General features: G+C 50.6%; 3 protein-coding genes. All 3 read right to left on the minus strand.

Translation table 11 applies throughout. From position 1 onward, the window contains the following. Positions 1–94: 94 nt before the first annotated feature. Genes O1723_RS18940 through O1723_RS18950 form a run of 3 tightly spaced genes read right to left on the minus strand, consistent with a single transcriptional unit; the run spans position 95 to position 13484 of the window. Positions 95–2212, minus strand: a complete 2118-nt coding sequence (locus O1723_RS18940; protein ID WP_210453994.1) for an ATP-dependent helicase — start codon at positions 2210–2212, stop codon at positions 95–97. After that, the gene (locus O1723_RS18945) at positions 2209–8550 is read right to left on the minus strand and encodes a DEAD/DEAH box helicase (RefSeq protein ID WP_248191220.1); all 6342 of its coding nucleotides are present in this window, start codon (positions 8548–8550) and stop codon (positions 2209–2211) included. The genes O1723_RS18940 and O1723_RS18945 overlap by 4 nt, the downstream gene beginning before the upstream one ends. After that, on the minus strand, positions 8550–13484 hold the full coding sequence (locus tag O1723_RS18950; RefSeq protein WP_248191218.1) for a DNA methyltransferase family protein: 4935 nt from the start codon (positions 13482–13484) through the stop codon (positions 8550–8552). The genes O1723_RS18945 and O1723_RS18950 overlap by 1 nt, the downstream gene beginning before the upstream one ends. Between the last annotated feature and the right edge of the window lie 2 nt (positions 13485–13486).

Consider the following 13486-nt stretch of genomic DNA (forward strand, 5'->3'; position numbering starts at 1 on the left):
CAGAAAATACATAAACCCTAAGATCCATATTTCTAGCTTCAATATCGTACTAAGAGCCAGAAAAATTCGCCCTCCAGGCCCATACAGAAAAATATTACTTAACGGTTAATAATGTACTTGGTACACCGAATGAAGAAACAAACAATCCTTTTACCGCACGAGTTGCTGCAACATGGAGCAGCGCACGTTCATTAAATAGTGCATCACGTTGTTCAACAGGATCGTCAGATGCTATGGCTTTTACTTCCGGTACAACGCCATCGTTGATACCGGCAAGGAACACATACTGGAACTCTAGCCCTTTAATGCGGTGCATTGTTGCAATGCGAACACCGGCCCGTTGATCACTGTCGCCACTATCGTTCCCTAAATTAAAAGTTTCAATTCCCGCTTCATTCAGAGCTGACACATAGCGCTCATTCGTATGCCGCGTGCGGGAAGTAATGCAGATATCCTGGGAACGGACATCATTGGCTAACAACGCCTGAATTTGCTTGATAATCGTCTCAGCCTCTTCCTTAAAATCTGAAGCATGAGTAATCATGGGTTTTTCACCATGAAGCAATGATAAATAATCGTTGCAGGAATCAGTTTCACCATCCAGGTTGTCAACCTTAACGCCGGTTAACAACCCGACAGCAAACTGTCGCGTCTCTTCTGTAGTCCGGTAGTTAATTTTCAGTTTTTTACTACGGCGCCCACGAACGTTAATCCCACACTGACCTAGAACGACTTTATTGCGGTAAATACGCTGATGTCCATCACCCACGATAAAGAGATCGTTAGGAGACTCTGGAACCAGGCTACGAATAAGGGTAAAGGCCGGTGCGCCTATATCCTGAGCTTCATCGACTACGATACTGCTATAAGGCAATTGCACCTGCTTTTCTTTAAACAGAATGATAGCCTCATGCATGGCATCACCCATCTCTCGCAGTTTGGCTCGCGCCATTTGTGCCCGGAACTCTTCGAACACAGGCCAGATTTTCGCACGCTGAATACGGGATAACGCCGTGCCACGACCAATACGACTCACCTTCAGATATTCTTCACGGCTGTAAACCGCATTCGGCTGAACAACACGTTGCCACTCTTCAGAATAAAAGTTATCCGGTAATCCCAATTCAGCAGGGACTTGCTGCAAGGCATAGTTCCAGCATTTACGTCGCCCTTCATCGCTGTCATAGACCACGCGGAAATCATATCCATGGCGTTTAAGCTGCTCGCTCATCCAAGCATCAATGTTAACAACTTCAATACGCGCCATCTCCTCACGGCTACACAAACGCTGGAGGTTGGCGCGAATATCCGCCGCCAGGTTACGGGTGAAGGTTGTGAACAGAACTTTTTTACCGGGTTTATCGGCCAGGCGTTGGGATAACCAACGTGCACGATGCATCGCAACAACTGTTTTACCCGTACCTGCACCACCTAATACTCGCACCGGACCATTTGCCGGAGACTCCACCAGTTTTCGCTGGCTCGGGTGCAGGAATACACGCCATTTTTCCAGTGGCGCATTGAGCATTTGCAGTAGCTCCTGTTCATTTTCAACGACATGGAAACGACGTTTACTTCTCTCAATTGCCTCAATAAAGTCGTTGGTATCAACAGGCTCATCACGGTGATCGTTAAACTCCTCCAGCACTTCCTGGTAATCCAGCCCTTCTGCCAGCCAGTGTAAAGGTTCCCAAGCTTCCGCTGGCATCACGCTTTCTATATGATTCAGCTCTGCTGAATCTACAAGAGCCATTACCTGCTCAATAAACACAGGAGGAACACCGAGCGCGAGGATCTGCTCCGCAGTATAAGCAGCAAAGAGTTTGGGTTTATCAGCAACAGCAGGTTCGGAGGTAGGTTTAATATAGCTGATATCAATTACCTGAATCGCACCAGTAACCGGGTGAATTGCACAATCATGTCGCCGCGCCCATTCATAAGCTTCATCGTGCTTATCCACCCACATCAGCATATACAAATCCCCTTGCTCGGGTTTCAGGACTATTCCCCGATAAGTCTGATCAATACGTACGGAATGCACATTATTGCTGCGCGCATCGTGGATTTTTTCGTAATTAATTCCATTACTCGTCGGATCCTGGCGGAACTTGGAGATGAATTCCTGGACCTTTTTTTGCTGTGCTTTAGGAATCCGCGCAAAAGCCCCGAGAAAACCATCAGAAAGTGCCACCATTGGCGCTTGAACCGTCATTTGTCACCTCCGAACAGATGCTGCAATGTATTTTCATCAATTGGCCCGAATGCCACGTGCCAACCCTTACTTTCGAATAAAGCAGTAAAGTCCTGATTATCAATAATCAAGGCTTGCTTTTGTAATGGCCAGGCGAGATCGGCTTCCGCAATAATTTCGCCATCATCATCCTGCAATTCATATCCGACTGTCGGTGCCGGTAGCGATAACGACTGAAGCAAAGCGATTTCTTCTGCGCTCAATAAACCAAACTCAAGGATCTCCGCCCAGCTCTCGTTAGTCTGAATATCCACTACCACCGAAGTCTGCATTTTTACCGCTTCAGGCTCCTGCGGTAAATGAACCGCTTTACGGCTGGTGAATGTCATATCTGGCAGGAACTGCAGTAAATTCACCATCCACCAGAAACCGTTAAATCCAGCTTCATAGCCATCATCCTGCGAATGACGATCGTCAAAGCAAATATGCAACCTCAACCAATTTCGCATTTGTTCAATGCTTGTCGTTGATTTAATGGCTTGTTGAGGAACAACGGATGCCAGCTCAATGAACTGTTGTGATGAACTACAGCTATCCAGTAAACCACCAAATACAAACGGTTCATCAGGCAAAAGCGCATTCAACCGATAAGCAGGAGCATTCTCCTGCATTTCATAGGCGTACTTTTGTTTGGCTCCGGTATCCTGAGACTTTTTAGGATCCAGCCACACCCAGGCATAAGCTGCAGCCATTTTCTGCCATAGCAGAGTTTTATTAACGGGATCAGTGAGATAATCGAGTAACAGTGCGAAACTGTTTCTCTCCCTGAATGAACCTTCAAGGGCCGCAAAGTTTGTATCATGGAACAGGTTATAAAACTTAGGCTGTTTCATATCCGGGTTATGACCAAGCCCCATGGCATTCTGTACATGTTTAATACCTTGTTCTTGAAGGTCTGCCCAGGTCACTGTCCATACCCAAAAATTACCGCTGTCTTTAATCGCCTGCCGTTTTTGGACATCATCCGACACGCTATCTTTATGAAAAGCAAAACCATCCAGGAAAATTGCTACCGGTTTTATCTTTTCTGACTGCATCAGAGGGTAGAGCACATAATCTGGTCGACTAAGGATGCCAACCCCTTCTTTAACCCCTAAATCAACCTGTGCTTTGAGATGCCAGCTCATCGCCGGTTCTGTACGGGTATTAATAATCCAGCCTGCGTTCTGATGGGCATAACTCCGGCTCACGAGAAGATTTTTGTTATCCTGCAGGCAGTGGATGAACCATTTTTCCAGTTCACTCCCCATCATGGCATCAAGCGAAATGTTTTTGATGGAATCAATAACGCGTATAGAAGCACTGGCCTTCAGGATTTTCGCCAGTAAGAGACGCGCCTGATCTCTGGATACATACTTCATACGCCCGCGGTCACGGTAAGCGTAAACACAGCGATAGCAGCCGTCTTTATGCGTATCATGGTTGCAGTTGCATTCCACTAACGCCTTGTAGGCCAGCTCAAGTAATTTCAGCAGGTTGTCAGGTGTACGCATCAATTCTTTGAGTGAGCCGGTCCCTCCTGGTACAGTGTCGTAAATCACCAGATACTGACGCCAGGATTCGCCCTCATTTTCCGGCTCGCGATACACCACGCCTTTCAGGTGATCCACGTTACCTTTGAAGTAATGTTTGAGCCCAAGCTGAATGGCTGCCCCCAGGGAGGCTTCTACCACGCGATCGTTACTGTAGCTGGTTACCGGCAGCAGGATACGCAATGCCTCAGATTCCAGTTGGCGATAAAGGTAGAGATAATCTTCAAACTTCGCTTTTTCGGGTTCAACGCGATATTTACAGCTCAGGTCATGGCGTGGTTCATGATCGCGAGGGCGCTGCACCATGCCGCAGCCGAGGCAAACTTTAAACCCGGTGCGTTTCTTTGCCTCTCCTGCGATCATCAGCTCATTGGCATCATCCGCCATTTTGCCAAAGTTGATATCTCGCAGAATCACTTTGCTCAAAAACTCAAAGCCAAACGGGATTTCTCCTTCATCAATGGCATAAGCGGCCGATACATCCTCTTTTTCGAAGCTGACTAGCAGCTGTCGCTGGAAGAAAGCCGGTTCTCGGCTATCGCTCTCATCACTGATCTGGCTGTCGCGGGCGCTTGAGCGGGCATAAACCTGGCGAAGCTTAAGTAACGTCGTTTTTTGCCCGGCATCAGCCCAACCTGGTGTGCCGCATTTTGGACAGTATTTATGCTGATCACCGGATTGATCGATATTCTCGCTGTAGTTACAGTGGCTGCAAATACGCCAGTTTTCAGGTTCAGACACTTTAAGATCAATCTGTTCGATTTCAACTTTATGCCCGCCCGCATAGAAGTTATTCAACGGGGCAAGCTCAGCCAGCGCCGTTGAAGCCGGACGTTCGTATTCATAGGTCGTGTTCTGATACTCACGCGTTTCCCCACCGTCCTTGCGCCGCCACAGCACAGAACGCAGCGTAATACCGGCCTCCGGGAAGGCATAGTTGGGAAGTAATCCTTCATCGGTGAGGAAATTAAGCGTCTGCTTGTTATTGATCTGGTTCACCAGCGTCATCAGCGCCTGACGTTCCGAAGTCAACTCGCGCATATCGCTGTCAAAGTTTTGATCGTGCGGATCGCTCTCCAGCTTATCGATACTACGCTTGAGCTTATCAATCCGGGAACGCAACGATTTGCGATCCTCCAACAGTAGTTTTAATGCTTGTTCGATACGTTGAACCAGAGAACGCTGCCCTGGTGCCCCTTGCAAATATGACAGGAGCTGTAGACGTGTGTCTTCCATAAGGTCAGGGAAGATGGACGAGAACTGCTGAGCAATATCCACATGATGCTGTTCGACGTAGCTCAGGAAGTTATAAGGGAACTCAGATTTGTTTCCAAACTCCAGCCCGTCCAGCATCTGTTTCACGTTTTTGCTGATAGCAGATGCCGGAACGCCTGTTTTCACCCAGTTGTCCATGCAGAATGCGGCCAACTGACGCTCCAAAATAGCCGTTGCGTTCAGGAACACACCTGGAGCCTGTACCTGCCCTTGCATCATTTCCAGAGGTTCTTCAAAGAAGAACTGATCGTGCGGGTTCCCCTCAGCCACCGTAATGTTAAGCGCATTGCCGTCTTTACGCCCGGCACGACCAATACGCTGTAAGTAATTAGCCTGCGCGGGTGGAACAGAACAGAGTAATACCGTAGAAAGGTCACCCACATCGATACCCATCTCCAGCGTCGGTGTTGCCGAGAGCAGGTTGATATTCCATGGCTGATTACCGCGGTAGAACGATTTCTCCGTAGCCTCACGATCTTCACGGCTTAGTAATCCGGTATGCTCTGCCCCCTGAACACGAGCGATGTCCATATTATCCCAGTGCCAGGTCACTGTATTTTCAGCTTCCTGATAGTGCCCCTCACAGCGCAGAGAAAGGCATGGCGCGTTTCGCCAGTGCCAGCCCTGATCGGCCGGAGCCCGAACAACCTCACGACAGCAAGTGCAGTTTAGCTGAACAACATCACGACTCACCACCAGCGCCGAAGGTACTAGCCCCCAAGCTTCTTTGCCTTTTGTGTCAAAGTCTTTTACCAACCCGGTCATTTTCAGTGTCGCAAACAGACGTCGTAAAACCGTCTCGGCTAGGCTGCTGATAAACAGATTATTGCCGTTGCTGAGCGTGCGGTTGATCCAATGCTGATACCAGCTGGGGTTGGATTTCGCACCAATCAGTCGATGGAAGCCATTTATTTTTTCAAACGAGGCATAGGCCGGTTTACGCGTTTTCGGACCAATAGACGGCATATAGCGCGAAGTTCGCTCCTTCTGCGTCATCATAAAGGTCTTACCCTCGCGCCGATAACTTTCGAACGCCGGATGCAGAACAGCTCCCGCCTGCCGCTGATGCCAAAGAACGCCAATCACCAGGTGTGCCACCTGCTCAACGCTGACTCCAACCATTTCATCACCCAGCTCCTCGACAAGCTGTTGGTGAAGCGGCGTTATCGCTGAATTGAAACGTGCAATATCAATTCCTGCAGCTGCGTAACCAGTGGCCTCCAGCGTACGTCCAATTCGTGCGCGTAGGGTAAATTCGCTGTATACCTCCCAGTCGAGACGAAGAGAAACCAGCTCCGGTAAATCGGAACTCTCTGCCAGCTGGCCTTCGTTCTTCAGCGTCTGGTAATCGTTCATCCACTGCATGTTGGGCGCGATGAAGCTCGCGGCAAAATGAGCATCATCCGGTGAACGTTCACGCGCCTGCTGGCAGACGCGTGCCGCAAAGGCATCCAACGGTAACGTTTCTTTTTCACCCAACACGCTGGCGATTTGTCCGCGTACCATCAACGGCCAAGTTCGGGCGGTAAAGAAACTGGCGCGGTGTGCGGCATCCTGTACCGAGTCAGAAAACGTAATCAGCTTTTTATGTTCGTTGAACTGGCTGCCATAAAGCTGGTGGATCATCACCGCTGACAGGCTGGCTGCCTGTGACCCAAGAATCGAAATACCCTGTTTGCTGTTGCAGTACGGACATTCGTTAGCAAATTCCAGCTCATCCTTACGCTCTTTGAGCATATCCGGGATGAGTACTTGTAGCAGATCAGTATGGCCACAATGCCCACACTGCACGTTAGTTTGCTTATTGAGCTTTAAACAGGAAGGGCACAGTTTCTGGTGAACACCGCTGACCGGTTTATCGTTGTTGTCCGGGAAGGCTAATACAATCGAACGGCCTTTTTCGAAGAACTGACGATAAATACCGTCCAGGTCGGTTTCGAGTTGAACACTCTGACCATGGCGCAGGCTCGCCCAACCGGTAGCATGGCAGTCACGACAGTGAATAACGGGAAGGTAATGTTCGCGATCTTCCACCGCGACATCATCAGCAAAAACAAGCTCAGGTGTTTTTGACACGCTAGCAACCAGGCGGCGCATCTCGCGCAACCACAGCTGAGAACGAAGTTGCACAAAGGGCAGAATGGGCCGCGCTTTGTTCACCTGCAGGCGCTTTTCCCGATCTTCCTGTTTTTCTGGAACCTCCAGGCGTGCCTGGGCAATTAGTGCCAGAATGCTTTGCAGTACGCGGGTTGCATGCCCGGCGCTTTCCGCCAGCATCACCTGGAGATTTTCCAGGCACTGCTGTTCCGACAAAATTCCCCCCTGCAAATCCTCAAGGAGTACGTGCAGGATGCTGTGGCGACGTAACAATGAGCCCAACTCAATACGCTTTTCACGTCCGAGATCGCTGTCCAGATCGGCAGGTAATTGCAGTGAACTATCCGGGAACCACAGCGGAATTTGTCCGTTCAGATAATCTACCGGGCTGGCGTACGTTTGCGGATCCAGCGCAGCGCTGACATCCTGGCCCGGATACTGACTGTACTCGATAGTATAACCTTGCAGATACTCTGCCGCCGTGTAGCGATCTTCGCGAATAACCGCGTCATCACTAAACGGCTGATCAAAGATCGTTTTCGCATAATCGAGTAGTTGTCCCAGTTCGTCACCTACGGTAGCCGACGTTCCCACACAGGCAAAACGCTTGTCATCAACACCGATATGATGCTTTAAGCGGCGCACCAGACAAGCCAGATCCGACCCCTGCGCACCATCAAACGTATGCAGTTCATCCACCACCAGATAACGCAGTGACCCTGGCTGGTTATAGCGCCAGAGCTTCTGATCGCCGGGGCGCATCAGCAGGTAATCCAGCATCTTATAGTTAGTCAGCAGGATATCCGGCGGGTTCTCGCGCAGGGTATGTTTGCAGGTGATGACCTTATCCGCAGACATCTTTTTGCTGGGCTCAATTTCACTGTCGCCGACAAACAGGCCGACAGTCACTTTGCCATGTAGTTGCGGATCGCTGGCGATGGTTTTAGCGAAACGGCTGGCCTGATCGGTTGCCAAGGCGTTCATTGGATAAATGATGATCGCTTTAACACCGGCCTCTGATGCCCCAGCACAATGGTTAAGCAGCGGGAACATAAAACATTCCGTTTTACCAGAACCCGTCCCGGTCGCCACCAGCGTCGGCTGAGGCGTCTCGATACCCAGGCGTTGAAACGCCTGCGCCTGATGCGCGTGCGGCGGGAACGGCAGCGTCAGGTTGGGGAAGAAATTCAGCGGTAAGTCACTTTTACGAAACGGCAGCTGAGCAGAAAGATACGGCCCTTTCAGCAGCGTTTCCGGCTGGGCTAGAAATTGCTCCAGCATCGAGACGTTATTATTTTCTTCACCATTAAACAGCGGGCTGTTAAGCGGGAAGGCTGCCCGTAAAAAGGAGGCAACGCTGTCGGCAACCTGCCGACTGACAACAGAAGGCAGCATCAGGCGCTCTCCTTATCTTGTGCAAAGAATGCCCAGGCCACTTTATAATCATCTTCGCGGTCGGGTTTGATAAACGGAGCCTGCCAAATGACGGTTCGGCGCTCGCCTTCATCGCTGCGGGTATACTCATCAAAAGTGACGCTGACAGTGCCGGTTTGCAGATGCTTGACATCATCCCAGCCGATGGCTTGATCAGTGCAATCGCCGCCGGTCCAGTCCGGGCTATCGACGTTAAAGACAAAACCGTTTTTCAGGTCCGCTTTACGCGCGGTACGCGGCAAGCCGACGCCCACCAGCCCTTTGCTTGGGGTAAAGATGATGCGGCCGTTTTGATCGTACCAGGTATCAGCTTCGTACTGGCGCATCACCGGGAACTGAACGCGGTAGATAGTAAGTAGTTCTTCGAGGGTTAACCTCAGCGCCTGTGCCACTAGCACGTCGATTTCCACCAGCGCCTGACGGCGGCTGTAGTCGGAGCGTAAAGCGCAGTTACGCTGCCACTCTGGGGTCAGATTGGCGAAGAAATCTTGTGGAAGTTGCGGGAGATTGCGGCTCCAGCGCAGGGTGTTGAAGTTCGGGTTGTAGCAGGATTGCCAGAGATCGGTATAACTGCTCACAAGCGATACGAGACACAGTGCTCGACTATGCAGTGCCGTACGATAAGCATCATTTGTAAGTACTGGCAGTTGGTTAATAAGAGAGGTATTGGCATGCCCCATACCAGTACTTTTAACCCGATAATCCAACGGTACAGAAAGCGTCATTGAAAAATAATCGAGCAATGTTTGAGTATTGTTAAATGCTGAGCCCAGGCAAGTATTAATGTGACTTACACCCGGTGGAACAATTGTTGAAATCAACGTTCTCTCCGAAGATGGCCCTATCATTTCACGATTCACAAAACGATAATAATCCGTCACCTTTCTCGGTTCATCTTCACCCGGTTCAGTCCATGTAACGCGTGGAGTACGTTTGGTATATTCTTGAGCATTACATGCTGGAATATAGTTAGTGCGCGGCAGGTAATCGTCGGGCAATGTTAGCAGGTCCAAGCAGTCATAATCGCTGCTTAACGTACAATTTTCGCGTGGAGTCTTGTAGAACGGCGTCCCAACAAAGAAGTGCGGGCCAGACAATACCCATTGTGATGCATCCTCAGGGAACTGCGTCTTACGTTCAATAGTGCCGTCTTTCTGCTGGTTTGTTTCATGCCACATTTCCAGGGATAAATATTGCCCCTGTAAATCACTCAATCTCTTCGGCTGATTAGCAAACTTTTCCAGCACTGTAACAAGCTGTTCTGCGTGCAAAGCTGGTAAACGAGCCTGCCATGCAGGAGTTCCTTCACTGTCATACAGACGAGCAAATAAAGAGAGCTCCTTCAAACCAATATGAATTAGCCGTGAACGGTGGCCCGACGTATTCCAGGAAACTTTGATTTTGCCTTCAATTTCCTGCTCATCTTTGATACCAGGAACAGGGCCTGCATTGTTGTGTTCAAAAGAGGCATCAATAGCGCTTACTGCGTAAACATTTGACATATTAATAAAGGACGGCGTTGTATTCTGCGGTCCATATACGTTAATGCTGAACATCGTTGCATGATGCACTTCAGCAAAAAGACTCAATTCGTTATGAAATTGAAAATGTGTCCTCAACCTCGGATACACCGCCGCACGTAGTTGCCCGCCTTTCGGGTCGTCATAAATCCCTTCCGGGTGCAGGAATCCAGCCACACCTTTCTGCGCCCCTAAGCGCCATGCCTGCGGCAGGAAGCATTTATACAGATTAGTCTGCACACCGCGTAGTACAGGATAGTTCTGCTGCGCATTCAGGAAGTTTTGCATCCCTTCGCAACCCTCATACTCGTTGCGCCAGGCATTTTCGAGCAGCGGAATTCGATTGAAGGTTTCATGACGCAATGTCGCCAGCTTCGAAGCACTTAATCGACCTAGAACAAACTCCGGCTCGTAGTCGCCCAGCACGCCAGCTTCCTGCCATTCTACTTTCAACCACGGCGGGTTTCCGAGCATCAGGTCAAAGCCGCCGCGTTCGGCAAACAGATCGCAGAATTCCAGATCCCAATGGAAGAAACGGTGCTGCTTCTTCAGCGCATCAACAATCGCCAGACGCGGCAAATGGCGGAACAGCACATCAGTTTTCAGGCGACCGACGCCAGAAAACAGCGAAGACTCTTCACGCACAACGCCCTCGTCGGCAAACAGATCGCCGGTAGCCTGTTCTGCACTTTCTATCACTCTTTCCGTGACGACAATACCATCGAGCAGAGTCTCCATCTCCATCAGCCACATACCGCGATCCGGCAGTTCATCCGCTTTGTCGATTGGCCAGAACCACAGCGCACACCAGTAGTCCATCACCCAGCGCAGTTTCTGATAGGTACTGTTATCTTCGAGGCGGCCGCTGAAGGTTTCATCTTTACTGCTTAAAGAAGAGCGGGCTTGGGTCGTATTTTCCGCAGGCCAAACCGGATAATTGTCGGCGGTTTTCTGGCGCTCAGCTTTCAGCTGCTGACGGAACGTGTTCCAGAGCGTTTCCACTTTGCCGCTGATGCGCTGCACATCGGCAATCTCATGCGGTGCAAAGCTTTTGGTAAACTCTTTGCGCCAGCTGTCCAGCGCTCTGAAATCATCCGGATAGCGCTGCTTAACGGTTTTGTCGCTGTAGTTGGCCATACCGTTATCCGGCAGCAGGAAGTGGAAAATCTGCTTCTCTTCGCGCGGCGTATTCATCGCCAGTTCAACCGGTTCGCTGTTAAGCCAGCTCGGATCTTTCGCTTTTTTGTAGGTCAGCTCGCTCTTGTTGAACATCTGACGGCGCGCGCCAACCAGCGAGTTGCCGCAGTGCAGCTGGTAGCCAAACCACGGTACAAATGCATCGCCGCTGATGGCATTCAGCCACAGCGACACTTCCGCCAGCTCCACCGCCACCGGGTTTAAGTCCACGCCGAATACGTTGTTGTCGGCAATGTACATTTTCACCCGTTGCAGCTCCTGGGTGTAGCGATCCTGAGGAATGCGGCGACCTTCCGCCTGCTGTCTGTGGAACAGATACGCTTCCGCCAGCTGGTTGATGGCTTCGTTAAGGAACGCTGCGCTGCCCATCGCCGGTTCGCATACGGTGAGGTTTAAGATGGCATCAGCTTTGGCATGCGGATCGGTAATCGGATCAATCTGCTCTTTAAACAGCTCTTTCAGTGCATACTTGACTAACGAGCGGGTCAGTACTTCCGGTGTGTAGTAAGAGGCGGATTTTTCGCGGTCGCGCCCGGCCATGCGATAGATAAAGCTGCCTTTACGGTGAATACGCAGGCTGCCGTCTTTTTCGTAAACCTTCTCGTCGTCGTGGTATTTGCCGATCTCGTCTTTGCTGACGAAGTAACCCGTTTCCAGTTCGTTAAACTCTTCTCCGGCTTTTTTCACCTCGTAGAGGTCATCACTGGCAAAGAATCCTCGGTAAGAGAGCAGCGCTTCATACACTGCACCTAACTGGTTGATACCCAATTGGCGATAGGAGATACGCCCCCGGCGATTAAAACGTCCTTTACCCGGGCGGCTTAACGACATCGCCTGAATAATTTGTTGCAGGGTTTCGTTGCGGAACACCACACGGTTAAGAATACGGGTGTTATTCGCTTCAAACAGATGGCTTTCCAGACGCGGCACGCTGAACTGATGGCTGTGAATAGTGATCTGGTCGCCGCTCTCCAGGTCGCTCTGCATTTTCACACCGCCGCTGTAGCCGTCACGCACCAGTTTGAACAGCATATTCAGGCTATCGTGGAAGTAGCGCCCGTTGCGATCTTCTTCGCTGGTCAGCGGGATCATCTCCAGATCGCGCAGCGTTTCCAGGCTGTAGCCCTGTAGATATGTTTTGGCGGTCATCGGCGCATAGCCCAGTTCCGGGCGCGCTTCGATATAGAACAGGAACAACAGACGATACATATACCGCAGGCATTCGCGGCTCAACTCATCCGGGTTAATAGCACGTTTCCCGGTATAATAAGCCAGCTCGTTGTCGATGAGATAACGCATCGCTTCATTGCCCAACAGCTCAATGCTCTCACGCAGGGCATATTTCAGATCTTCCGACACGCCAAACGCATGTTTGTGCGAATTGTCATCCAGCGAATCGAGGTACGGCGCACCGCTGCCTGGCAACAGCGAATCTTTGTGTAGCAATACCGACGTGGCTTTCAACGTATCCGTTTCACGACGGCTTAAAATTTCTTCAAAATCAAAGCGCAGCAGGCGGTTTTGCGCCCACTTAGTACGATCCAGCAATAGCAGCTGGCGGTTGCCAAGCAGCAGCACAAAACGCGGCGGTTCATTTTGTGTGAAGACAACCGTGGAGAGCAGATCCTGCCAGCTGCGATATTCACCGTTGGCTTTTTTACGCAGGCTGTCGCGCTTATGTTTATCGGTATCTGCCGGGAACTGCGCGGTCAGTAACGACAGCGCCAGCGGATCCAGCGTTCCTTCTTCCTGATCATGCGCTTCAACAATCCACAGCCACGGACTGCCGTCGGTGCTGTTGTAACGAGCCAGTACCGGCAAAGGCGTATCGTCATCCAGCATCTGAATATGCGGATTGAGTTCATAACCCAATGCCTTTAACAGCGGCTGCCAGCGACTGCGCTGATCGGCAAGACGCTGTGGGATCTGGCGCTGTTTCTCATGTTCAGTAAGTTTGCGGAAAAACTCTGTCGCCAGGCTGTAAAGCTGGTTCCACGGTGCGCGGTAGCCCGCCTCAACCTCTTTGCCCTTTTCACGGGCAGCACGTTCAGCTTCGCGAGCGGCATTTTCCTGGTTAATCCAGGGTTCCAGTACATCGCGAATGTCACTGGTAAAGACTTCGCCCAGATAGTGGTTAGAGTAAAACTCGTTTTCGTTATTAATACCGACCAGCGCCATGA

This window comes from Enterobacter cloacae complex sp. HYC080_NIDB (genome assembly GCF_056673325.1).